Source organism: Agromyces sp. Soil535, assembly GCF_001428255.1.
Taxonomy (GTDB): Bacteria; Actinomycetota; Actinomycetes; order Actinomycetales; family Microbacteriaceae; genus Agromyces.
Map to the genome: position 1 here is coordinate 511,338 of NZ_LMRW01000012.1, position 22,505 is coordinate 533,842.

The window sequence follows — 22,505 nt, forward strand, 5'->3', positions numbered from 1 at the left end:
CATCCGCCCGCTCGTCGCCGGTCGGGGTTAGCATCGACGCGATGGCCGAGACGATTCCCACGCCCTACGAAGACCTCCTGCGCGACGTGCTCGAGCACGGTACGCACAAGACCGATCGCACGGGCACCGGCACGCGCAGCGTGTTCGGCCGGCAGCTGCGGTTCGACCTCTCGCAGGGTTTCCCGCTCGTCACGACGAAGCGCGTGCACTTCAAGTCGATCGCCTACGAGCTGCTCTGGTTCCTCCGGGGCGAGTCGAACGTCGGGTGGCTGCGGGAGCACGGCGTCACCATCTGGGATGAGTGGGCGGATGCCTCGGGCGAGCTCGGCCCCGTCTACGGCGTGCAGTGGCGGTCGTGGCCGACGCCCTCCGGCGCGACCATCGACCAGATCACGCAGGTCATCGATCAGATCCGCACGAACCCCGACTCGCGCCGCCTCATCGTCACGGCGTGGAACCCGGCCGACATCCCCGACATGGCGCTCGCGCCGTGCCACGCGCTCTTCCAGTTCTACGTCGCCGACGGACGCCTGTCGTGCCAGCTCTACCAGCGCAGCGCCGACCTCTTCCTCGGCGTGCCGTTCAATATCGCCTCCTATGCGCTGCTCACCCACATGGTCGCCCAGCAGGCCGGCCTCGAGGTCGGCGACTTCGTGTGGACGGGCGGCGACTGCCACATCTACGACAACCATGTCGAGCAGGTCACCGAGCAGCTCACCCGTGCGCCCTTCCCTGCGCCGAAGCTGCGGATCGCGCGGAAGCCCGATTCGATCTTCGACTACGAGTACGACGACTTCGTCGTGGAGGGCTACCAGCACCACCCCGCCATCCGCGCGGCCGTCGCCGTATGAGCCGAGCGGATGCCGCGACGCCCGCGATCGGCCTGATCTGGGCCGAGGCCGAGGGCGGTGTGATCGGGCGCGCCGGCGCCATGCCGTGGCACGTCCCTGAAGACTTCGCCCATTTCAGGGCGGTCACCCTCGGCGCGCCGGTCGTCATGGGCCGCAAGACCTGGGATTCGCTGTCGCCTCGGTTCCGCCCCCTGCCGGGCCGGCGCAACATCGTCGTCACGCGCCAGCGCGACTGGTCGGCCGACGGCGCCGAGGTCGCGAGCTCGGTCGACGGCGCGCTCGCCCTCGCCGCTGGTCGAGCCTCAGAGCGGGTCTGGGTCATCGGGGGCGCCCAGCTCTACGCGGAGACGATCGGGCGTGCCGATCGCCTCGAGGTCACCGAGCTCGATCTCGCGGTCGACGGCGACACCTTCGCGCCGACGCCGGGCGGTGAATGGCACATGACGGCTGTCGACCCGGGGTCGGGCTGGCACACCTCGAGCAGCGGCATCCGCTACCGCTTCCTCACCTATTCCCGAGCCTGACTCTGATCGGTGACCAGCACGGACGGTGCGGCCGCGGACACCTGAGTGCGGGCGTGGGGGCGCAACGTTCGGGCCGTGTGACTCCTGAGAACGAGGACACGTCCCGCGTGTCGAATGCCCGTCCTCGTTATCTGGAGGCATGGACAACCGAGCCACCCCAGGTCGTCCCTGTTTTCAGGAGTCGTTCGGGTTGTCTTCAGGAGTCGTCCTTGTTTTCAGGAAGCTGGGGGACAACACGTATTCACGCGGCGGGAGAACCACACCAGCCCCAGATCGTCCTTGCCATCAGGAGTCCGGCGAGATTTCAGAGACCCGGGAATGCGCCGTCGACCCCGTCGCGGGCTCTCCTCCACAGGGGGCGCGCGACACCGGATCCGGCCGCGACCGTTCGCACGCGGAGCCTGCGGGCGACGCCTCGGTCAAGCTCGGCTGATGAGATACGAACGGGAGACGGCCGCCCTCGGAGGGATCGCGAGAAGATCCGATCTGCGCCGAATGGGGCTCGACGACCAAACCGTTCGCATCTTCGTCGCCCACGGTGGGCTGCTTCGAGTGCGTCAGGCCTGGTATGCGCTGCCCGACACGCACGTGGACGCCGTGCGGGCGTGCGAGATCGGAGGGCGCCTCACCTGTGCGAGCGCTCTTCGCTTCCACGGCGAACTGGTCGCGGACGACGGCGTTCTGCACATCGAGATGCCCGCGAACGCGGTGTCGCGTGAGCCCGAGTGCGGGTGGGGGAGCGTAAGGCTTCATTGGCCGCGGCACCCGTCCACGGGGAATCGGGCCGTCGTCGACGCGGAGGCCGCGTGGCGTCAGTGGGAGCGGTGCGTGCTTGCGGGGCACCGCGGCATCCGCTCGACCCGATAGCCTTGAGCACGTGGCTCAGGACAACCCCTTCGGACAGGTGCTCGTCGCGCTCGTCACGCCGATGACGGCGGACGGCGAGGTCGATTGGCCGGGGGTCGAGAAGCACATCGACGACGTGATCTCCGCGGGTGCCGACGGCATCGTCGTTACGGGCACCACCGGCGAGACGTCGACGCTGACCGACTCCGAGAAGATCCGCCTCGTCGAGGTCGGCAGGGATGTCGCCGCGGGCCGCGCGAAGATCATCACGGGCGGTGGCTCGAACGAGACCGCGCACGCCATCGAGCTCTACAAGCACTCCGAGCAGGCCGGCGCCGACGGCATCATGATCGTCACGCCGTACTACAACAAGCCCACGCAGGCGGGCATCCTCACGCACTTCCGCATGGTGGCCGACGCCACCGACCTGCCGGTGATCCTCTACGACATCCCCGGCCGCACGGGCGTGCCCATCAAGTACGAGACGATCATCCGGCTCGCGAAGCACCCCAACATCCTCGCCATCAAGGACGCCAAGGGCGACTTCTCCGAGGTGAGCCGGGTGCTCAACCAGACCGACCTCATGTACTTCTCGGGCGACGACGCGAACGTGCTGCCGCACCTCTCGATCGGCGCGACGGGGCTCATCGGCGTGACCTCGAACATCGCTCCGGCGCCGTACCGCACGATCGTCGACGCCGTGAACCGCGGCGACCTCGCCACGGCCACCGCCGCCCACCGGCAGCTCGAGCCGCTCGTGCGCGCCGTCGGCACGCACGTGCCAGGCACCGTCGCAGTGAAGTACATCCTGCACGGCCTCGGGCGCATCTCGAGCCCGCGCGTGCGTCTGCCGCTCGTCGGCCCCGAGGAGTGGGAGGCCGCCCTCATCGAGGACGAGATCGACCTCGTCCAGGGCATCCCCGGCGTCGACTTCCACAACTTCCGCCCCGATCGCAACGCCGCCGCCGGCGGCGCCCTGCCGAAGATCGCCGGCACCACCCGCTGAACGCCGGCCGAGGCATCCGCCGGAACGGCCGCATGAACTGAACACCGCAACGTAAGGAGGGCCCATGCCCGACGTCGTCATCGATCCCGCACCGCTCGAACCCGGGACGCTGCGCGTCATCCCCATCGGCGGCCTCGGCGAGGTCGGCCGCAACATGACGAGCTACGAGATCGACGGCAAGATCCTCATCGTCGACTGCGGCGTCCTCTTCCCCGAGGAGCACCAGCCGGGCGTCGACCTGATCCTGCCCGACTTCGGGTTCCTCCGGGAGCGACTCGACGACATCGTGGGCGTCGTGCTCACCCACGGCCACGAGGACCACATCGGCTCGGTGCCGTACCTCCTGCGCCTGCGGGCCGACATCCCGCTCATCGGCTCCACGCTCACGCTCGCCCTCGTCGAGGCGAAGCTCAAGGAGCACCGCATCCAGCCCTACAGCCTTACCGTCAATGAGGGCCAGCGCGAGAAGATCGGCCCCTTCGACCTCGAGTTCATCGCGGTGAACCACTCGATCCCCGACGCGCTCGCCGTCGCGATCAAGACACGCGCCGGCACGGTGCTCGCGACCGGCGACTTCAAGATGGACCAGCTGCCGCTCGACGGCCGCCTCACCGACCTGCGCGAGTTCGCACGCCTGGGCGAGGAGGGAGTCGACCTGTTCATGGTCGACTCGACCAACGCGGATGTCCCGGGCTTCACGCCACTCGAACGGTCCATCGGCCCCGTGCTCGACGAGGTCATCGCGCGCTCGCCGCGTCGCGTGATCGTCGCGAGCTTCTCGAGCCACGTGCACCGCGTGCAGCAGGTGCTCGATGCGGCCGCCTTCAACGGTCGTCGTGTGGCGCTCCTCGGCCGCAGCATGGTGCGCAACATGACCATCGCCGCCGACCTCGGCTACCTGAAGGTGCCCGAGGGCGTGCTCGTCGACTACAAGAAGGCCGGCGACATCCCAGACGACGAGATCGTCTACATGTCGACCGGCTCGCAGGGCGAGCCGATGGCCGTGCTCTCGCGCATGGCCAACCGCGACCACCAGATCGAGATCGGCGAGGGCGACACCGTCATCCTCGCGTCGAGCCTCATCCCCGGCAATGAGAACGCCGTCTACCGCGTCATCGACGGCCTCACGAAGCTCGGCGCCAACGTCGTGCACAAGGGCAACGCGAAGGTGCACGTCTCGGGCCACGCGGCGGCGGGCGAGCTGCTCTACTGCTACAACATCCTGAAGCCGAAGAACGTGCTGCCGATCCACGGCGAGTACCGCCACCTCTTCGCCAACGCCCAGCTCGCGCGCGACACCGGCATCCCCGAGCAGAACACCTTCATCGGCGAGAACGGCACCGTCTACGACCTGCGCGACGGCCAGGTGCGAGTGGCGGGCCAGCTCGACCTCGGGTTCGTGTACGTCGACGGCGCGACGGTCGGCGAGATCACCGACGCCGACCTGAAGGACCGCCGCATCCTCGGTGAAGAGGGGTTCATCTCGGTGATCATCGTCGTCGACGCCTCGACCGGCCGCATCATCGTGGGTCCCGAGATCCACGCCCGCGGGTTCGCCGAGGACGACGCGGTCTTCGAGGAGGTCAAGCCGAAGATCTCGGCGGCCCTCCTCGAGGCGGCGCAGAACGGCGTCCGCGACCAGCATGCGCTGCAGCAGGCGGTGCGTCGCACGGTCGGCACGTGGGTGAACCGCCGCCTCCGCCGCCGCCCGATGCTCGTGCCGCTCGTCATCGAGGCGTGACGCGCTCAAACCGAAACACCGCGGTAACACGCCGGGCGTAGCATCCGCGAATGGTGGACTACACGATCCGCCCGGCCATCCCGAGCGACGGCGCCTTCCTCGCGGACATGGTGGTCGAGGCGGCGAACTGGCGGGCGGGAGTCAACCGGCCGCGGCCCACCGTGCTCGCCGACCCGGTCTACCGTGGTTACATCGCCGGGTGGCAGCGCCCCGCCGACGCGGGCGTCGTGGCCATCGACGGCGACGCGAAGCCCATCGGCGCGGCCTGGTACCGGCTCTTCGCCGCCGACGCGCCGGCGCGCGGGTTCGTCGCGACCGGGGTTCCCGAGCTCATCATCGGCGTGCGCCCGCTCTGGCGCGCACAGGGCGTCGGGCGTGCGCTCATGCGGGCCCTCACGGATGCCGCGCGCACGGCGGGATTCGCCCGCATCACGCTGAGCGTCGAGCACGACAACTTCGCGCACGCGCTCTACCGCTCCGAGGGGTTCTCGGTCGTGGAGACGGGCCGAGACCGCGACACCATGGTGCGCCTGCTCGGCTGAACCGGGCGCAGGCGGCGGCCGGCGGCATCCGTCGAGCACTTCGGCCGTCTCACGCAGGGATCCGCCGATCGCGGACACTCGCCGCGTCCTGTCGGCGAGGGCCGCCGGGGGGCCGTAACGTGGGGGGCATGGCTACGAGCACCAGGTCGAACGGGCGCGCCCCGCGCACGCCCGCGCGTGGTGCGAGTGCCAAGACGGCCCCCACGAAGAAGCTCCCCGCGGCCGCTGCCCGCGGCTCGCGCGCCACCAAGGCCAAGAACGCCGGGCCCGACCGCCCCGGCCCGCTCGTGCGCGCCTGGATGGGGCTCGCCCACGTCACGGGCGGCGCGGCGCGGGCGCTCGGCCCCGAGACGCTCGCGAAGGAGGAGCGCCGTGACGGCCTGCCCTTCTTCATCATCGTGCTCGCGGTCGTCGGGGCCGTCGTGGAGTGGTTCCTCATCAACGATCCCGTCGCCCAGACGCTCGACTCGTGGACGTTCGGCGGACTGACCGGCCGGGTCGCGTTCGCGCTGCCCGTGGTGATGCTCCTCTTCGCCGTGTGGCTCTTCCGCCATCCGAGCTCGGTGCACGACAACACGCGTATCGGCATCGGTGTGGGCCTCCTGCTCCTGACGGTCTCCGGCCTCTGCCACCTGTTCGGCGGCCAACCCGAGCCGCGCGAGGGCATGGCGGTGCTGGCGCGCGCCGGCGGCATCCTCGGATGGATGCTCGCACAGCCGCTGATCCTGCTCATCACCGACGTCGGCGCGGCAGTCGTCATCATCGTGCTGCTCGTGCTGTCGCTGCTCATCATCACGAAGACGCCGCCGACTCGCATCCCGGCGCGCTTCCGCGAACTCTACGCTTGGCTGTTCGGCGCGCCCGAGCCCGAGGAGCGGCCCGAGGGTGAGAAGAAGTCGCGGCGCAGGGGTGAGAGGACTGCACAGGCCGAGCTCGACGGCATCGACGCGCTCGACGACGAACCAGAGCGCACCGGACTCGTGCCGTGGTGGCGACGCAACGCGTCGAACCGCGAGGAGGACCCGGCGTTCGAGGCGAGCGGCGTCGACGGCATCACCGAGGTCTTCGGGCCGGGCTCGGCTGCGGGCAGCTTCGATTCGCCGATCGAGGGGGTCGGCGGCGCCGGCGCCTTCGGCACCGGGGTGATCGGCGACCTCGAGCGCGCCGAGTCCGCCCTGCAGGGGTTCACGGGCGACGTGCCGCGCGGCGGCACCGGCCTGCGCGGCGACGACGCCGGGGCGACGAACGTGCTCGCCGTGTTCGACGAACCCGCCGACGGCGAGCCAGGTGCCGCCGCATCCGGTGACGCCGGCCTCGGCGCCGGGCCTGCGGCATCCGTACCGGAGCGTCCCTACCACCTGCCCGCGGCGTCGACGCTCGCGGCCGGGGCGCCCGCGAAGGCGCGCTCGTCCGCCAATGACGACGTCGTGCGCCAGATCACCGGCGTGCTCGACCAGTTCCAGGTCGATGCGAAGGTCACGGGCTTCTCGCGCGGACCGACCGTCACGCAGTACGAGATCGAGCTCGGACCGGGCGTGAAGGTCGAGCGGGTCACCGCCCTGTCGAAGAACCTCTCCTACGCGGTCGCCTCGAACGAGGTGCGCATCCTCTCGCCGATCCCGGGCAAGAGCGCGATCGGCGTCGAGATCCCGAACGCCGACCGCGAGATCGTGACCCTCGGTGACGTGCTGCGCTCGGGCGCGGCGGCGAACGCGAAGCATCCGATGACTATCGGCGTCGGCAAGGACGTGGGCGGCGGCTACGTCGTGGCGAATCTGGCGAAGATGCCGCACCTGCTCGTCGCCGGGTCCACCGGCTCGGGAAAGTCGAGCTTCGTGAACTCGATGATCACGTCGCTGCTCATGCGCGCGAAGCCGGCGGACGTGCGCATGGTGCTCATCGACCCCAAGCGCGTCGAGCTCGCGCCGTACGCGGGCGTGCCGCACCTCATCACGCCGATCATCACGAACCCCAAGAAGGCCGCCGAGGCGCTCTCGTGGGTCGTGAAGGAGATGGACATGCGGTACGACGACCTCGCGTCGTTCGGGTTCCGCCACATCGACGACTTCAACAAGGCCGTGGTGAACGACGAGATCGTGCTCCCGGCGGGCAGCGAGCGCCGGCTCAAGCCGTACCCCTATCTCCTCGTTGTGGTCGACGAGCTCGCCGACCTCATGATGGTCGCCCCGCGCGACGTCGAGGACTCGATCGTGCGCATCACCCAGCTCGCGCGCGCTTCGGGCATCCACCTCGTGCTCGCGACCCAGCGGCCGTCGGTCGACGTGGTCACCGGCCTCATCAAGGCCAACGTCCCGAGCCGGCTCTCGTTCGCGGTCACGAGCGTGACCGACTCGCGCGTCATCCTCGACCAGCCAGGCGCCGACAAGCTCATCGGCCAGGGCGACGGCCTGTTCCTGCCCATGGGTGCGTCGAAGCCCATCCGCGTGCAGGGCGCGTGGGTGAGTGAGGCCGAGATCGAGAAGGTCGTCACGCACGTGACCCGGCAGGCGCGCCCCGAGTACCGGCAGGATGTCGCGGCCGCCGTCGAGCGGAAGGAGATCGACTCCGACATCGGCGACGACCTCGAGCTGCTGCTCGCGGCGGCCGAGCTCGTGGTGTCGACCCAGTTCGGCTCGACGTCGATGCTGCAGCGCAAGCTGCGCGTCGGATTCGCCAAGGCGGGTCGACTCATGGATCTCCTGGAGTCGCGAGAGATCGTCGGCCCGTCGGAGGGCTCGAAGGCCCGCGACGTGCTCGTCACGGCCGAGCAGCTGCCCGACGTGCTCGCCCGGCTCCGCGGCGAGGAGCCGGCAGGCGCGCCCGCGCCGCAGCCGCGGTCCGCGCAGGCGGACACCCACGCGGCCGAGGCGTACGGTGCGCCCGACGACCGGTATGACGACGATCCCGTCGCGCGCGCCACGGCGGCGCTTCCCGAAGTCGAGGGCGGCGACGACGAGGACGCGTGGGGCCTCACCGGCCGCGACTGAATCAGGGACCCGCGGCCATCGGTGAGTACCACGGTGCTGTCGGGCATCGCGCGCGGGCGGGCGGACGTTAGGCTGTCGAAATGACCTCCTCCGCCGGAAGGCGTGAGCGATCGGCGAACTGGAACCTGCCGAACGCCATCACCGTCGTCCGCATCCTCATGGCGCCGCTGGTCTTCTGGCTGCTCCTCGCCGACGCGGGAGCCGACGGCCCGATGCGGTGGTGGGCGGCGGTGATCTTCATCGTCGCGATCTCGACCGACTGGGTCGACGGGTGGCTCGCCCGCTCCCGCGGTCTGGTCACCGACCTCGGCAAGCTCCTCGACCCGATCGCCGACAAGCTCCTGACGAGCGGTGCGCTCGTCTGCCTGTCGATCCTCGACGAGCTGTGGTGGTGGGTCACGATCGTGATCGTGGTGCGCGAGGTGGGCATCACCGTGTGGCGGCTCGTCGAGCTGCGGCGCGGCAACGTGGTGCCCGCGTCATCCGGCGGCAAGCTCAAGACCCTCGCGCAGTCGATCGCGATCTCCCTCGCGCTCCTCCCGCTCTGGACGATCGTCGGCGACTGGATCTTCTGGCTCAACTGGGCGACGATGGCGGTCGCCCTCGTGCTCACGGTGTGGTCGGGGCTCCTGTACGTGCGCGAGGCCCGCCAGCTCGCGCGGGAGCGCCACAGCGGGGGCGACGCGACGGCATGAGCACGGGTGCCGGTGCCGAGGAGCGGATGCCGCAGCGGGGGGCCGGCTCGTCCGACCCGGCCGCGCGCCTGATCGCCGAGCTCACCCGGCGCGGCCTGCGCATCGCGGTCGCCGAGTCGCTGACGGGAGGACTCGTGGTGGCCGAGCTCACGCGGATCCCCGGTGCCTCGCTCGTGGTCAGTGGCGGTGTGGTCGCCTACGACACCGCCGTGAAGCAGTCCCTGCTCGGCGTCTCACCGGAGCTGGTCGCCCGTGAGGGAGTCGTGCATCCCGAGGTTGCGCGCCAGATGGCGGCGGGCGTTCGCCGTGTCCTCGCCGTCGACGGTCGACGGGCCGACATCGGCGTATCGACGACGGGCGTCGCCGGGCCGACCGAACAGGACGGCAAGGCGCCGGGCACCGTCTTCGTCGGCGTCGCGATCGGAGACGACATCGAGGCGGTTGCGCTCGAGTTGCACGGCGACCGCGGCGAGATCCGCGAGCAGACCGTGCGTCAGGCGCTCGATGCGGTGCTGCGGCGGCTCGGCGCGAACTGACGCCGCCCGGCATCGCCGTTCCGCGCGAGGGGTCATCGCCGCGGCGACGGCATCCGGTATCGATGCTCCGGGCGCCCGGCCGATCCGTACCGCGGCGCGACCTCGGCAGCGCCGGTCGCGACGAGGTGCTCGAGGTACCGGCGCGCGCTCACCCGGGACATGCCGAGCGACTCGGCAAGCTCGGCGGCCGAGACATCCACGTCGCACGCAGCGAGCCCGTCCGCGACGCGGGCGAGGCTCACGGTCGACAGGCCCTTGGGGAGCGTCGCCCGGCGCGTCGTGGCCGAGCCGAGCACCTGGTCGACGGCCCGCTGGTCGAGCGTCGCCGTCGGCGTCGCCCGGTCGGCGGCGATGCCGCGGCGCACCTCCCCGAGCCGCTCGCCCAGGCTCGCGCCCGAGAACGGCTTCACGAGGTAGTGGCGAACGCCGAGGAGTCGGGCGCGTCGCACCGTGTCGAGATCGCGCGCGGCGGTGACGGCGATGACCTCCACGTCGTCGCCTGCCGCGCGCAGGCGGCGCAGCACGTCGAGGCCGCCGAGGTCGGGCAGGTACACGTCGAGCAGGACGAGTTGCGGTCGGTGCAGCTCGATCGCCGTGAGCGCATCGGTGCCCGTGTGCGCCTCGGCGACGACGACGAAGCCGGGCTGTGCGTCGACGAACGCACGGTTCACGTGGGCGACCGCGAAGTCGTCGTCGACGATCACGACGCGGATGTCGCTCACCGCCGCGCCCCCGTCGCCTGGGCGTTCGCCGCAACGGCGGCGCCCTCGGCTCCGCCGCGGTGCCCTGACGCCACCCACGGCAGGCGCACGGTGAAGCGCGCGCCGCCGGCGGGGGAGTCGCCGACGGTCACGGAGCCGCCGAGGCGTGCGGCGACGCGCTGCACGATCGTGAGCCCGATGCCGCGCCTGGCCTTGCCCGGGGTGGCCGCCTTGCCGCTCACGTCTGGCGCGAAGATCGCCTCGCGGCGCCCCGCGGGCACGCCGGGGCCGTCGTCGTCCACGAGCACGACGACGACAGCGGGTTCCTCGTCATCGCGCACCGAGAGCGTGATCCGCCCGCCGAGGACGCAGGCCTCGATCGCGTTGTCGAGCAGGTTGCCGATCACCGTGAGCAGTTCGGTGCGTGGGACGTCGGCCGCCGCGGCATCGAGGTGCGAGCCGGAATCGAGCTCGAGGGAGATGCCGAGCTCCTGCGCGCGGCTCCGCTTCGCCAGCACGAGCGCGGCGGTCTCCACATCGGCGATCCCGTCGTGCTCGTCGAGCGCCGAGAGTGCGCCGCCGCTGCCGACCCGCTCGATGAACGCGATGGCCGCGTCGACGTGGCCCAGTTCGAGCAGGCCGCTCACCACGTGCAGCTTGTTCGAGAACTCGTGCGACTGCGCGCGGAGTCCCTCGGCGAGGCCCTGGGCGCCCTCGAGCTCGCGCAGCATCGCCTCGAGCTCGGTCCGGTCGCGCAGGATGGCGATGGACCCGACGTCGCGGCCGTCGACCCGCACCCGGTCGCCGTGCACGAGCAGCACCCGCTCGCCGGAGAGCACCGGGGTCTCGCGATCCTCGCCCGACGTGATGAATCGCGCGAGCTCGTCGTCGACCACGGAGTCCACCGGCGAGCCGAGCACCGTGCCGGCCTCGGGGATGTCGAGGAGGCGAGCGGCGGCGTCGTTCATCAGCACGATGCGTCCGCGGTCGTCGACCGCGATCAGGCCTTCGCGGATGCCGTGCAGCATCGCCTCCCGGGTCTCCAGCATCGCCCGGATCTCGTCGGGCTCCAGCCCGTAGATGCGGCGACGGATGACCCGGCCGATCCATGCCGACCCGACCACGCCGATCACGGCGGCGACGACGAGCGCGGCCAGCAGGCCGCTGAGGCCGCCCACGAAGTCGGCGCGGAGCTCGGACTCGAGGATGCCGACGGACACCTGCCCCATCACCTCGCCGTCGCCATCGAAGATCGGCACCTTCACCCGCCATGACTCGCCGAGCGTGCCCGTCTGGGTGCCGACGTAGATCTCGCCGGAGAGCGGGATGGCGGGGTCGGTCGACACCTTCTCCCCGATGCGATCGGGGTTGGGATGCGAGTACCGGATGCCGTGCTCGTTCGCGACGACGACGTACGTGACGTCCGACGCCCGTCGGATGACCTCCGCGACGGGCTGGATCGTCGCAGCGGGGTCGGCGTCGTCGAACGCCTCGGTGATCGCGGGGAGGCCGGCCACCGACTGGGCGACGGCGATCATGCGGTCCTGGTAGGCGTCGCGGAGCTGTTGCTCCTGCAGCCACATGGCGGTGACGCCGGTGCCGACGACGGTCGTGAGCACGATGGCGACCTGCAGCAGCAACAGCTGCATGCCTAGCGTCATCGACCGGCCCACCCGTCAAGTGTGCCTCACGGGCGGCCGGCGACCGCACTCCGGTGGCGTGACCAATACGACCGAATCGACCGAAACGACCAGTACGACCCTTACGACCGCAGCATTCCGCCCCGGCCGTCGCGCACCTAGCGTCGTCCGCACATCGATCGTCAGGCCCGCGGATGAACCCGGGCACTCAAGGAGGAGCATTGCGATCTCACAGCGCGCCGACCATGTCGGCCACCCCCACCCACCTTCGCCGCACGGTCGTGCGCGGCGCGATCGCGTCCGTCGGCGTCGTCGCGATGCTCGGCCTCGCGGCGTGCACCTCACCGGCCGGCGGTTCGGCCGGTGAGGAGACGGATGCCGCGGCATCCCTCGAATCCGTGAACCTGATCGCCCCCGCCGACCCCGGCGGCGGCTGGGACCAGACGGCCCGGGCGATGTCCCAGGTGCTCACCGACGAGGACCTCGTCGGCTCGGCGCCGGTCGAGAACATCGGCGGCGCCGGCGGCACGGTCGGGCTCGCGTCGCTCGCGAACGAGAAGGACCCGGCGACCCTCATGGTCACCGGGCTCGTCATGGTCGGTGCGGTCGAGACGAACGCCTCCGACGTGCGCATCGAGGACATGACCCCCATCGCGAAGCTCACGGAGGAGGCCCTCGTGCTCGTCGTGCCGGCGTCCTCGCCGTACGAGACGACGGAGGACCTCGTCGACGCGATCGTCGAGGAGGGTGCGGCGATCTCCGTCACCGGCGGGTCGGCGGGCGGCGCCGATCACATCCTCGCGGGCATGCTCCTCACCGAAGCGGGCGTCGACCCGGCCGACATCCCCTCGACGCTCAACTACATCCCGAACTCCGGCGGCGGTGAGGCCGTCACCATGCTGCTCGGCAACACCGTGCAGGCGGGCATCTCGGGGGTCGGCGAGTTCGTCGAGCAGATCGAGGCCGGCGAGCTCCGAGCGCTCGCGGTGTCCTCGCCCGAGCCGGTCGAGCTGCTTCCCGACACGCCGACCCTCATCGATGAGGGGTACGACGTGACGCTCACCAACTGGCGCGGCCTGCTCGCCCCGGCCGGCGTCTCGGACGCCGACATCGAGGCGCTGACCACGCTCGTCACCGAGATGCACGACTCCGAGGGCTGGACGGCGACGCTCGAGGAGAAGGGCTGGGCCGACGCCTTCCTCACGGGCGAGGACTTCCAGTCGTTCCTCGACGGCAGCATCGCCGAGGTGACGCAGACGCTCCAGACGATCGGCCTGGTCGCGTCATGACCGCCGCGGTCCCGGCTCCCCTCGACGCTGCGGCGTCGGGGGGAGCCCCCGCGCCGAGGTCCGCCCGGGCGCCGATCGGCGAGTACGTGTTCGCCGCGGCGTCCGCCGCTCTCGGCGCGTACACCGTCATCGGCGCCGGATTCATCCGCGTGCCGCCGGGCTCGGCGAGCGTGCTCGGCCCCCGCGTCTTCCCGTACGCGGTCGGAGTGCTGCTCCTCGTGGCATCCCTCGCCGTCATCGTGCAGATCGCCCGCGGGCATCGCGGCGTGCCCGACGAGGGCGAGGATGTCGACCCCGACGCCCCGACCGACTGGCTCGCCGTGGCGAAGCTCGTCGCCTTCTTCCTCTCCCAGCTCGTGCTGATCGACCTCGCGGGATGGCCGATCGCCGTCACCGTGCTCTTCGCCGGAGCAGCCTGGTCGCTTGGCGCGAAGCGCTGGTGGATCGCCGTGCTCGTCGGGCTCGGCCTGGGACTCGTGACGCAGCTCGTCTTCGGTGCCTGGCTCGGGCTCTCCCTGCCCGCCGGCCCCCTCCTGAATTGGATCCCGATCTTCAATGGATAGCCTCAACGCGCTGCTCGAGGGCTTCGCCACCGCGCTGCAGCCCCAGTACCTCCTCTACGCGCTGTTCGGCGTGTTCATCGGCACCGCGGTCGGCGTGCTGCCCGGCATCGGGCCGGCCATGACGGTCGCGCTGCTCCTGCCGCTCACCTACACGCTCGACCCGACGGGCGCGCTCATCGTGTTCGCCGGCATCTACTACGGCGGGATGTACGGGGGCTCCACCACGTCGATCCTCCTGAACACGCCGGGGGAGTCCTCCTCGATCGCCACGGCGCTGGAGGGCAACCGCATGGCGAAGGCCGGGCGCGGCGCCGCCGCGCTCGCGACGGCCGCGATCGGCTCCTTCGTCGCGGGTACCATCGCGACCGTCGCGCTCACGTTCCTCGCGCCGGGGATCGCGAAGCTGGCAGTGCAGCTCGGCCCCGCCGACTACTTCGCACTCATCGTCGTGGCCTTCCTCACGGTGGGAGCACTGCTGGGTTCAAGCGTGCCGCGCGGACTCGTCTCGCTCGGGCTGGGCCTCGTCCTCGGCCTCGTCGGCACCGAGGTGCTCTCGGGACAGCAGCGCTACACGTTCGGGATCCCGAGCCTCGCCGACGGCATCGACGTCGTCCTCATCGCCGTCGGCCTCTTCGCCATGGGCGAGGCCCTCTACGTCGCCTCCCGCCTCCGGCACGGGGTCGTGCGGGTCATCCCGGTGACCCGAGGACGGCACAACTGGCTGACCCGACGCGACTGGGCCCGGTCGTGGCGTCCATGGCTGCGGGGCACGGTCATCGGGTTCCCGATCGGCACGATCCCCGCGGGCGGGGCTGATGTCGCGACGTTCCTCTCGTATGCGACAGAGCGGAACCTCGCCAGGGGCGAAGCGAAGGCGGAGTTCGGCCGCGGCGCGATCGAGGGCGTCGCAGGACCCGAGGCGGCGAACAACGCGGCCGCCGCAGGCGTGCTCGTGCCGCTGCTCACCCTCGGACTGCCGACGACCGCGACCGCGGCGATCATCATCTCCGCGTTCCAGACCTACGGCATCAGGCCGGGCCCGCAGCTCTTCGAGACGCAGTCGGGGCTCGTCTGGGCCCTCATCGCGAGCCTGTACATCGGCAACGTCATGCTGCTCGTGCTGAACCTGCCGCTCGTGGGAATGTGGGTGAAGGTGCTCCGGATTCCGCGGCCGTACCTCTACGCGGGCATCCTCGCGTTCGCCGGGCTCGGCGCCTACGCACTGCACTTCAACGTGTTCGACACGCTCACCCTCCTCGTGATCGGCGTCGTGGGATTCCTGATGCGCCGATACGGGTATCCGGTCGCGCCCATGGTGGTGGGCGGCATCCTCGGTCCGATGGCGGAGGAGCAGCTCCGAAAGGCAATGGCGATCAGCCAGGGCAACCTCCTGTACCTCGTGCACAGTCCGTTCGCGATCATCGCGTACTCGACGCTCGCCCTGATCATCGGGCTCGGCATCTGGCTGAAGCGCCGCAAGGCGCGTCTCGAGGCGACGCCGACGCTCGTGCCGACCGGCGCGATCGCCGCCGTCGACCAGCGCGAGCACGAGGCATCCTGAGCCAGATCCGAATCGGTCGCGGCACGAGGAATAAGCTTCGTGAACACCCTGTTACAAGTGTCGAGTTCACACGGAAGCCACAGTGTGCGACGCTAGATTAGAGGCACGGGGAGTCGGTGTAGACTGACGCTCCCGTTTCCGACTCCGGCGGAGTCGCAGGCAGAGAGAAGGAGGTTCCGATGGTTCTGGTTCGACAAGAAATCGGCGATGTGCTGAGGGACTTCCGTCTGCAGAAGGGGCGCACGCTCCGGCAGGTCGCGTCGAAGGCGAGCGTCGCGCTCGGCTACCTGAGTGAGGTGGAGCGAGGCCAGAAGGAGGCCTCGTCCGAGATCCTCGCGTCGGTAGCCGACGCGCTCGACACGCCCATCTCCGTCATCATGCACGAGGTCGGCGACCGCATCGCGGTCCTCGAGGGCCTGGCCGTCGTTCCCGACAGCCTCCCCGACGAGCTCGTCGCGGAGTTCGATGCGGACATGATGGTCCGCTGATCACGCACGTTGCAACGCGTCGGCCGGTCTTCGGACCGGCCGATCGCATGTCCGGAGGCGATCGATGAGGAGATCCGGAGGCGATCGATGAAATTGAGCGAGTTCCAGATCGCGGTCGACGACGAGTTCGGCCCCGGGTACGCGAACGTCGTCATGAACGACCTGGCGCTTCCCGGATTGGGCAGCCGCACGGCGCGCGAGGCGCTCGCCGCCGGCGTGCCCCCGCGTGAGGTGTGGCTCGCGCTGTGCGAGGCGACGGATGTCCCGCCCGAGCGGCGCCACGGCGTGGGGCGTCGCGAGCCCGGCGGGCGCGGCTCCGGCCGCTGACCCGTCGTGGGCGCCTCGACAGTGCCCGAAGACGTGTTCGACACGCGGGCGTGTCTTCGAACATCCGTTCGGATGCTCGGCTAGGCTCGTCCTCGACAGCAGGAGGAACGACGCGTCCCTCCACATCCCGCCTCACGGGGCTACGGATGTCGGTGGGCGGCCATACGGTCGAAGCGTCGGAACACACCGCAAACGCCTTGTCGCGAGACGCCGCGGGTCACGGCCCGCAACGTGGAACGACAGCCTAGAGGCAGCCGCATCGAGCACGAGGGAGCCAGCACATGCCATCACCTGTAGACCGCGAGAAAGCACTCGAGACCGCACTCGCCCAGATCGACCGCCAGTTCGGCAAGGGTTCGGTCATGCGCCTCGGCAGCGAGGAGCGCGCTCCCGTCGAGGTCATCCCCACGGGATCCATCGCGCTCGATGTCGCCCTCGGCGTGGGCGGCCTTCCCCGCGGCCGCATCATCGAGATCTACGGTCCGGAGTCGTCCGGAAAGACCACGCTCACGCTGCACGCGATCGCAAACGCGCAGCGAGCCGGCGGCATCGCCGCGTTCGTCGACGCGGAGCACGCGCTCGATCCCGACTATGCCAAGAAGCTCGGCGTCGACATCGACTCCCTCCTCGTCTCCCAGCCCGACACCGGCGAGCAGGCGCTCGAGATCGCCGACATGCTCGTGCGCTCCGGCTCGATCGACCTCATCGTCATCGACTCGGTCGCGGCGCTCGTGCCGCGCGCCGAGATCGAGGGCGAGATGGGCGACTCGCACGTCGGCCTCCAGGCGCGTCTCATGTCGCAGGCGCTCCGCAAGCTCACGGGTGGCCTCAACCAGACGAACACCACGATGATCTTCATCAACCAGCTGCGCGAGAAGATCGGCGTGTTCTTCGGAAGCCCTGAAACCACCGCCGGCGGCAAGGCGCTGAAGTTCTACGCGTCGGTGCGGCTCGACATCCGGCGCATCGAGACCCTGAAGGACGGTGCCGAGGCGGTGGGCAACCGCACGAGGGTCAAGGTCGTGAAGAACAAGATGGCACCGCCCTTCAAGCAGGCCGAGTTCGACATCCTCTACGGCATCGGCATCTCACGTGAGGGCAGCCTGATCGATTACGGCGTCGACCAGGCCATCGTCAAGAAGTCGGGGGCCTGGTACACCTACGACGGCGACCAGCTCGGGCAGGGCAAGGAGAACGCCCGCAACTTCCTCCTGCAGAACCCCGACATCGCCGCCGACATCGAGAAGAAGATCCTCACGAAGCTCGGCATCGGCCAGGCGGCACCCGTGGCGCCTGCGGCGCCGTCGAACGTCGCGGCGATCGAGACGAAACTCGGGCGCAAGGGCGCCTGAATCAACCGCACGAGACCGGGGAGGGGAGTGAGATGAGCGACGCTTCGGAGCACCTCGCCCCGGTCTCGTACCTGCCGTGGGTGACGCCGGCGGAGTCGACCGCCGATCCGTCCGCTCCGGTCGGCCTGTCGAGTGCGCGTGCCGAGGCCGATGAGGCTGAGATCGAGGCCGAGGCTGAGATCGAGGCCGATGACGCCGAGGCCGAGGTCGACGCTCCTCGCGAAGATCGCATGCGTCGCGGCCGCTTCGGCGAGCGGAGCGGCGGCGGCGGTGGTCCGCGTCGTCGTGCCCGGTTCGCCGTCGCTGGCGACGATCCCCACGAGACGGGTTCCGAGCGCGACGACCGCATCGACCGACTGGTGGTGTCTCGGCTCCGGCGATCGGCGCTCTCGGTCGCCGAGGTTCGGTCGGTGCTCGCCGAGCACGGCCTCGACGAGGTCGAGATCGAGGAGTGGATCGAGCGCTACGAGCGGCTCGGCTACCTCGACGACACCCGTCTCGCTGAGCAGCTCGTGCACGTCAACGGTGCCCGCCGCGGGCGGGGGAGCGGTGCGATCCTGCATGAGCTCGCGCGCCGCGGCGTCGACGCCTCCGCCGCACACGCGGCGGTCGACGAGCTCGACCCCGAGGTCGAGCGCCGGAACGCCGTCGCCGTCGCCGAACGGCGGGCGCGTCAGCTCACCGGGCTGGACCGGCAGACGGCCGAGCGCCGCCTCTCGGCGTTCCTCCAACGACGCGGGTATCCGGGCGACGTGGTGCGCGAGGCGGTGACGGCGGCACTTGCCGCCGATGGCTCGTAAACTGGTGCGATCATGAGCACCCTTCGCGAGGCCTCGACTGCCGAGGCCATGGACTCGGCGCCGGCGCCCCGCACCTACGAAGTGCGCACGTTCGGCTGCCAGATGAACGTGCACGACTCCGAGCGGCTGAGCGGCTCGCTCGAGGCGGCGGGCTACGTGCCCGCCGACGGCGCGGAGCCCGACATCGTCGTCATCAACACCTGCGCCGTGCGCGAGAACGCCGACAACAAGCTCTACGGCAACCTCGGGCATCTCGCCAGCGTGAAGCGCCGCCACAAGGGCATGCAGATCGCGGTCGGCGGCTGCCTGGCCCAGAAGGACAAGAACGTCATCCTGGAGAAGGCGCCCTGGGTCGACGTCGTCTTCGGCACCCACAACATGGGCTCGCTGCCGAGCCTGCTCGAACGCGCACGGCACAACGACGAGGCCCAACTCGAGATCCTCGACGCACTCGAGGTCTTCCCCTCGACGCTGCCGACGAAGCGCGACTCCACGTACAGCGGCTGGGTCTCGATCTCCGTCGGCTGCAACAACACCTGCACGTTCTGCATCGTGCCCGCGCTCCGCGGCAAGGAGAAGGACCGCCGGCCCGGCGAGATCCTCGCCGAGATCCAGGCGCTCGTCGACGACGGCGCCGTCGAGGTCACCCTGCTCGGCCAGAACGTGAACTCCTACGGCGTCGAGTTCGGCGATCGGCAGGCGTTCGGCAAGCTGCTGCGCGCCGCCGGCCAGATCGACGGGCTCGAGCGCATCCGCTTCACGAGCCCGCACCCCGCCGCGTTCACTGACGACGTGATCGACGCCATGGCCGAGACGCCCGCGGTGATGCCGCAACTGCACATGCCGCTCCAGTCCGGCTCCGACCGCATCCTGAAGGCCATGCGCCGGTCGTACCGGTCCGAGAAGTTCCTCGGCATCCTCGACCGGGTGCGCGCCCGCATTCCGAACGCGGCGATCTCGACCGACATCATCGTCGGCTTCCCCGACGAGACCGAGGAGGACTTCCAGGAGACGCTCCGGGTCGTCGAGGCCGCGCGCTTCGCCTCCGCGTTCACCTTCCAGTACTCCATCCGCCCGGGCACGCCCGCGGCGACGATGGAGGCGCAGGTGCCGAAGGGCGTCGTGCAGGAACGCTACGAACGCCTGGCCGCCCTCCAGGAGCGCATCTCCTGGGAGGAGAACCAGCAGCTCGTCGGCCGCGCCGTCGAGGTGCTCGTCTCCACGGGCGAGGGCAAGAAGGACGCCGAGACCCACCGGATGAGCGGCCGCGCCGAAGACAGCCGCCTCGTGCACTTCGAGGTGCCCGCCGGCTCCGATCTTCCCCGCCCGGGTGACGTGGTCTCGGTGACCATCAGCCAAGCCGCACCGTTCCACCTGCTCGCCGATTCCGTCGACGACGCGCCGCTGCGCATCCGCCGCACGCGCGCGGGCGACGCCTGGGACCGGGCCGAGGTCGAGAGCTGCGCCGTCCCGGCCGACCCCGGGGCATCCGGCACCGGCAGGGTCTCGCTCGGCCTGCCGACACTGCGCGCCCGCGGCGCGGAACCGCTCGTCGCGCCCGGCGTCGGCACGATGCCGATCTACGACCCCACCGACGCCCAGCGTTGACGTGACCTTCATCGCGATCGTCGGCGCGACCGGCACGGGCAAGTCCGACTTCGCGCTCGACCTCGCCGAGGCGTTCGGCCGCACGGGGCGTGGCGCTGACGTCGTGAACGCCGACGCGATGCAGCTGTACCGAGGCATGGACATCGGTACGGCCAAGTTGCCGCAAGGTGCGCGACGCGGCGTTCCGCATCACCTCCTCGACGTGCTCGACGTCACCGAGGAGGCATCGGCCGCGGTGTACCAGCCAGCCGCCCGCGCCGCGATCGACGACATCATCGCGCGAGACGCCGTCGCGCTGCTCGTCGGCGGGTCGGGCCTGTACGTATCGTCGGTCATCCACGACTTCCGGTTCCCCGGCACGGATGCAGCGATCCGTGCACGGCTCGAGGCCGAACTCGCCGAACTGGGTCCAGGTCTCCTGCACGCGCGCCTGCGCTCCATCGATCCCGAGACGGCGGCGCGCGTGGACGCCCAGAACGGACGCCGCATCGTGCGGGCGCTCGAGGTGATCGAGGTGACCGGCACGCCGGCGGCAGCACGTCTGCCCGAAGTGCCGGTGCCGTGGCGCCCGCACCGGATCGTGCACCTGCGCAGCGATCGGGCGCGACTCGTCGACCGGCTCGATGCGCGCGTCGAGGGTATGTGGCGTACCGGGCTCGTCGACGAGGTGCGCGCACTCGTGCCGCGTGGCATCGAGCGCGGCGTGACGGCGCGCAGGGCGATCGGCTACGCCCAGGCGCTCGCCGAGTTGCACGGCCGGATGCCGCAGGCCGATGCGATCGCGGAGACCCAGCAGCTGACGCGCACGTACGCGCGCCGCCAGGTGAGCTGGTTCGCACGCTACCGCGAGGCCACGACGATCGACGCCGATGACGTCGCCGAGCGCGGCGCGGAGCTCGCCCGCCAGGCGGCCCTAGACTGAGCGAATGTCCTTCGATCTGCGATTCACCAAGGGGCAGGGCACCGGCAACGACTTCGTGCTCTTCAGCGACCCCGAAGGCGACACCGAGCTCACGCCCACGCAGATCGCGGCCGTCTGCGACCGCCGGTTCGGGGTCGGCGCCGACGGCGTCATCCGGGCCGTGCGCGCCCGCAACCTCGACGACGGTGCCGCCGCCCTCGCCGAGGATCCCGCCGCGGTGTGGTTCATGGACTACTGGAACGCCGACGGCACGGTCTCCGAGATGTGCGGCAACGGCATCCGCGTCTTCACGAGCTACCTCCTCGACCAGGGGCTCGCCGAGCTCCCGGCCGGCGGATCGATCGCCATCGGCACGCGCGCGGGCGTCCGAACGGTGAGCCGCACCGCCGGCGGCTTCCAGGCCGACCTCGGCACCTGGCGTCTCGCAGGCGGCGAGCCGCTCGTGCGCGCGAAGGACCTTCCCGTGGCGCGGCCCGGCCTCGGCATCGACGTCGGCAATCCGCACGTCGTGGTCGCGCTCGCCGACGATGCGGAGCTCGACGGCCTCGACCTCGCCTACCAGCCCATGCTCGACCCCGTGCCCGAGGCGGGCGCGAACATCGAGTTCGTCGTTCCGGCGGAGCCCCTCGTCGAGGACGGCGTCGGCCGCATCCGCATGCGCGTGCACGAGCGCGGCTCGGGCGAGACGCTCTCGTGTGGCACCGGCGCCGTCGCGTCGGCGCTCGCGGTGCGGTATTGGGCCGGCGAGGGTGCGCCGAACGACTGGCGGGTGCAGGTGCCGGGTGGCGTGCTCGGCGTGCGCATGTTCCAGGCCGACGACGGCGAACACGTCGCGCTCTCGGGGCCGGCCGAACTCGTGTTCGACGGGGTGCTGAGCCTCGCCTGAGGAGTCGGCCTCAATCCGCGTAGGACGTCGCCCGGCGTGCCGCGAGCACCCGGAATCCCTTCGAGTTCGCGGCCCGCTCGACGTCGAGGCCGAGGTCCGATGTCATCCATCGTTGCAACGATTCCGCGCCGAGGTGCTTCGCGACCACGAGCCATGCGACGGCGTCGTCGTCGAGGCGGGGCAGCCACCGCTCGAGCATCGCATGCAGCTCCTGCTTGCCGACGCGGATCGGCGGGTTCGACCAGATCGTGGCGAATCGCACGCGTTCGGGAACATCGTCGGGCAGCACGGCGTTCACATTGGTGACGCCGAGGCGAGCGCTGTTGCGTCGCACGAGGTCGAGGGCGCGCTCGTTGACGTCGACGGCCCAGACCGTGGCATCCGGCGACCGCAGCGCGAGGCTCAACGCGATGGGGCCCCATCCGGCGCCGAGGTCGAGCAGGTCGCCTGTCGCGGGTGGCTCGGGCACGACATCCAGCAGCACTCGGCTGCCCTGGTCGAGGTGTTCGGGGCTGAACACGCCCGCCGCCGTGATGAGATCGAGCTCGCGCCCGGCGAGGCGCACGCGGATGGTGCGGGTGCTGGAATCGCTCCGAGGTGAACGGGAGAAGTAGTGGTCGGAGCCCATGCAGGCAAGCTA

Annotated in this window: 22 protein-coding genes; 19 read left to right on the top strand and 3 right to left on the bottom strand. The window is 70.6% G+C overall.

From position 1 onward, the window contains the following. Window positions 1-41 precede the first annotated feature (41 nt). The 9 genes from ASG80_RS11765 to ASG80_RS11805 all read left to right on the top strand — a co-directional run bounded on the left by ASG80_RS11765 (window position 42) and on the right by ASG80_RS11805 (window position 9,728). Window positions 42-851: a thymidylate synthase gene (locus ASG80_RS11765; RefSeq protein ID WP_056730747.1), complete on the top strand. Its 810-nt coding sequence runs from the start codon at window positions 42-44 to the stop codon at window positions 849-851. After that, window positions 848-1,375, top strand: a complete 528-nt coding sequence (locus ASG80_RS11770) for a dihydrofolate reductase (RefSeq protein ID WP_056730750.1) — start codon at window positions 848-850, stop codon at window positions 1,373-1,375. Before ASG80_RS11765 ends, ASG80_RS11770 begins: the two co-directional genes overlap by 4 nt. Before the next feature lie 432 nt (window positions 1,376-1,807). Further along, a complete protein-coding gene (locus ASG80_RS11775; RefSeq protein WP_156401799.1) occupies window positions 1,808-2,242 on the top strand; it encodes a hypothetical protein in 435 nt (144 codons plus the stop codon). A gap of 10 nt (window positions 2,243-2,252) precedes the next feature. Next, window positions 2,253-3,227: a 4-hydroxy-tetrahydrodipicolinate synthase gene (gene dapA / locus ASG80_RS11780; RefSeq protein WP_082590169.1), complete on the top strand. Its 975-nt coding sequence runs from the start codon at window positions 2,253-2,255 to the stop codon at window positions 3,225-3,227. A gap of 64 nt (window positions 3,228-3,291) precedes the next feature. Beyond that, window positions 3,292-4,968, top strand: a complete 1,677-nt coding sequence (locus ASG80_RS11785) for a ribonuclease J (RefSeq protein ID WP_056730754.1) — start codon at window positions 3,292-3,294, stop codon at window positions 4,966-4,968. A 50-nt stretch (window positions 4,969-5,018) separates the two neighbouring features. Then, complete coding sequence (locus tag ASG80_RS11790; protein WP_056730756.1) at window positions 5,019-5,510, top strand: GNAT family N-acetyltransferase; 492 nt, start codon at window positions 5,019-5,021, stop codon at window positions 5,508-5,510. A 128-nt stretch (window positions 5,511-5,638) separates the two neighbouring features. Beyond that, on the top strand, window positions 5,639-8,497 hold the full coding sequence (locus tag ASG80_RS11795) for a DNA translocase FtsK (RefSeq protein WP_056730757.1): 2,859 nt from the start codon (window positions 5,639-5,641) through the stop codon (window positions 8,495-8,497). A gap of 80 nt (window positions 8,498-8,577) precedes the next feature. After that, complete coding sequence (gene pgsA, locus ASG80_RS11800) at window positions 8,578-9,192, top strand: CDP-diacylglycerol--glycerol-3-phosphate 3-phosphatidyltransferase (protein WP_056730760.1); 615 nt, start codon at window positions 8,578-8,580, stop codon at window positions 9,190-9,192. After that, on the top strand, window positions 9,189-9,728 hold the full coding sequence (locus ASG80_RS11805) for a CinA family protein (protein ID WP_235508287.1): 540 nt from the start codon (window positions 9,189-9,191) through the stop codon (window positions 9,726-9,728). The genes pgsA and ASG80_RS11805 overlap by 4 nt, the downstream gene beginning before the upstream one ends. A gap of 32 nt (window positions 9,729-9,760) precedes the next feature. On the opposite strand, the gene ASG80_RS11810 is transcribed toward ASG80_RS11805, so the two are convergent. Next, complete coding sequence (locus tag ASG80_RS11810) at window positions 9,761-10,450, bottom strand: response regulator (protein ID WP_056730761.1); 690 nt, start codon at window positions 10,448-10,450, stop codon at window positions 9,761-9,763. Then, complete coding sequence (locus ASG80_RS11815; protein ID WP_235508288.1) at window positions 10,447-12,078, bottom strand: sensor histidine kinase; 1,632 nt, start codon at window positions 12,076-12,078, stop codon at window positions 10,447-10,449. The genes ASG80_RS11810 and ASG80_RS11815 overlap by 4 nt, the downstream gene beginning before the upstream one ends. A 236-nt stretch (window positions 12,079-12,314) precedes the next feature. On the opposite strand from ASG80_RS11815, the gene ASG80_RS11820 reads away from it, so the two are divergent. The 10 genes from ASG80_RS11820 (at window position 12,315) to dapF (ending at window position 21,865) form a co-directional block, all read left to right on the top strand. Continuing rightward, window positions 12,315-13,358 (top strand): tripartite tricarboxylate transporter substrate binding protein, encoded by a 1,044-nt coding sequence (locus tag ASG80_RS11820; RefSeq protein ID WP_056730765.1) that lies wholly within the window; start codon window positions 12,315-12,317, stop codon window positions 13,356-13,358. Next, the gene (locus tag ASG80_RS11825) at window positions 13,355-13,921 is read left to right on the top strand and encodes a tripartite tricarboxylate transporter TctB family protein (RefSeq protein WP_056730767.1); all 567 of its coding nucleotides are present in this window, start codon (window positions 13,355-13,357) and stop codon (window positions 13,919-13,921) included. The genes ASG80_RS11820 and ASG80_RS11825 overlap by 4 nt, the downstream gene beginning before the upstream one ends. Then, window positions 13,914-15,482: a tripartite tricarboxylate transporter permease gene (locus tag ASG80_RS11830; protein WP_056730769.1), complete on the top strand. Its 1,569-nt coding sequence runs from the start codon at window positions 13,914-13,916 to the stop codon at window positions 15,480-15,482. The genes ASG80_RS11825 and ASG80_RS11830 overlap by 8 nt, the downstream gene beginning before the upstream one ends. Before the next feature lie 179 nt (window positions 15,483-15,661). After that, a complete protein-coding gene (locus ASG80_RS11835; protein ID WP_056730771.1) occupies window positions 15,662-15,970 on the top strand; it encodes a helix-turn-helix domain-containing protein in 309 nt (102 codons plus the stop codon). 87 nt (window positions 15,971-16,057) lie between these two features. Next, window positions 16,058-16,297 (top strand): DUF3046 domain-containing protein, encoded by a 240-nt coding sequence (locus tag ASG80_RS11840; RefSeq protein ID WP_056730773.1) that lies wholly within the window; start codon window positions 16,058-16,060, stop codon window positions 16,295-16,297. A gap of 281 nt (window positions 16,298-16,578) precedes the next feature. Continuing rightward, window positions 16,579-17,649 (top strand): recombinase RecA, encoded by a 1,071-nt coding sequence (gene recA, locus ASG80_RS11845; protein WP_056730775.1) that lies wholly within the window; start codon window positions 16,579-16,581, stop codon window positions 17,647-17,649. A 32-nt stretch (window positions 17,650-17,681) separates the two neighbouring features. After that, entirely contained in the window at window positions 17,682-18,449 is a 768-nt protein-coding gene (locus ASG80_RS11850; protein ID WP_056730777.1) for a regulatory protein RecX, read from the top strand. 12 nt (window positions 18,450-18,461) lie between these two features. Continuing rightward, window positions 18,462-20,057 carry a tRNA (N6-isopentenyl adenosine(37)-C2)-methylthiotransferase MiaB gene (miaB, locus tag ASG80_RS11855; RefSeq protein WP_056730779.1) on the top strand — a complete coding sequence of 532 codons (1,596 nt, stop codon included), beginning with the start codon at window positions 18,462-18,464 and terminating at the stop codon, window positions 20,055-20,057. 1 nt (window position 20,058) lies between these two features. Further along, on the top strand, window positions 20,059-20,979 hold the full coding sequence (gene miaA, locus ASG80_RS11860) for a tRNA (adenosine(37)-N6)-dimethylallyltransferase MiaA (RefSeq protein WP_056730781.1): 921 nt from the start codon (window positions 20,059-20,061) through the stop codon (window positions 20,977-20,979). Window positions 20,980-20,983: 4 nt separating this feature from the next. Next, window positions 20,984-21,865: a diaminopimelate epimerase gene (gene dapF, locus ASG80_RS11865; protein ID WP_056730784.1), complete on the top strand. Its 882-nt coding sequence runs from the start codon at window positions 20,984-20,986 to the stop codon at window positions 21,863-21,865. A gap of 10 nt (window positions 21,866-21,875) precedes the next feature. Here dapF and ASG80_RS11870 read toward each other — a convergent pair whose 3' ends face one another. Further along, on the bottom strand, window positions 21,876-22,493 hold the full coding sequence (locus ASG80_RS11870) for a class I SAM-dependent methyltransferase (RefSeq protein WP_056730787.1): 618 nt from the start codon (window positions 22,491-22,493) through the stop codon (window positions 21,876-21,878). Between the last annotated feature and the right edge of the window lie 12 nt (window positions 22,494-22,505).

Bases quoted from the DNA above. Each gene is read 5' to 3' on its own strand.
- ASG80_RS11870 (WP_056730787.1), bottom strand. From the start codon at position 22,493: ATGGGCTCCGACCACTACTTCTCCCGTTCACCTCGGAGCGATTCCAGC.
- ASG80_RS11825 (WP_056730767.1), top strand. From the start codon at position 13,355: ATGACCGCCGCGGTCCCGGCTCCCCTCGACGCTGCGGCGTCGGGGGGA.
- ASG80_RS11850 (WP_056730777.1), top strand. From the start codon at position 17,682: ATGAGCGACGCTTCGGAGCACCTCGCCCCGGTCTCGTACCTGCCGTGG.
- recA (WP_056730775.1), top strand. From the start codon at position 16,579: ATGCCATCACCTGTAGACCGCGAGAAAGCACTCGAGACCGCACTCGCC.
- ASG80_RS11765 (WP_056730747.1), top strand. From the start codon at position 42: ATGGCCGAGACGATTCCCACGCCCTACGAAGACCTCCTGCGCGACGTG.
- ASG80_RS11775 (WP_156401799.1), top strand. From the start codon at position 1,808: ATGAGATACGAACGGGAGACGGCCGCCCTCGGAGGGATCGCGAGAAGA.
- ASG80_RS11835 (WP_056730771.1), top strand. From the start codon at position 15,662: ATGGTTCTGGTTCGACAAGAAATCGGCGATGTGCTGAGGGACTTCCGT.
- dapF (WP_056730784.1), top strand. From the start codon at position 20,984: ATGTCCTTCGATCTGCGATTCACCAAGGGGCAGGGCACCGGCAACGAC.
- pgsA (WP_056730760.1), top strand. From the start codon at position 8,578: ATGACCTCCTCCGCCGGAAGGCGTGAGCGATCGGCGAACTGGAACCTG.
- ASG80_RS11805 (WP_235508287.1), top strand. From the start codon at position 9,189: ATGAGCACGGGTGCCGGTGCCGAGGAGCGGATGCCGCAGCGGGGGGCC.
- ASG80_RS11790 (WP_056730756.1), top strand. From the start codon at position 5,019: ATGGTGGACTACACGATCCGCCCGGCCATCCCGAGCGACGGCGCCTTC.
- miaB (WP_056730779.1), top strand. From the start codon at position 18,462: ATGAGCACCCTTCGCGAGGCCTCGACTGCCGAGGCCATGGACTCGGCG.
- ASG80_RS11830 (WP_056730769.1), top strand. From the start codon at position 13,914: ATGGATAGCCTCAACGCGCTGCTCGAGGGCTTCGCCACCGCGCTGCAG.
- ASG80_RS11785 (WP_056730754.1), top strand. From the start codon at position 3,292: ATGCCCGACGTCGTCATCGATCCCGCACCGCTCGAACCCGGGACGCTG.
- ASG80_RS11770 (WP_056730750.1), top strand. From the start codon at position 848: ATGAGCCGAGCGGATGCCGCGACGCCCGCGATCGGCCTGATCTGGGCC.
- ASG80_RS11815 (WP_235508288.1), bottom strand. From the start codon at position 12,078: ATGCAGCTGTTGCTGCTGCAGGTCGCCATCGTGCTCACGACCGTCGTC.
- ASG80_RS11820 (WP_056730765.1), top strand. From the start codon at position 12,315: ATGTCGGCCACCCCCACCCACCTTCGCCGCACGGTCGTGCGCGGCGCG.
- ASG80_RS11795 (WP_056730757.1), top strand. From the start codon at position 5,639: ATGGCTACGAGCACCAGGTCGAACGGGCGCGCCCCGCGCACGCCCGCG.
- ASG80_RS11840 (WP_056730773.1), top strand. From the start codon at position 16,058: ATGAAATTGAGCGAGTTCCAGATCGCGGTCGACGACGAGTTCGGCCCC.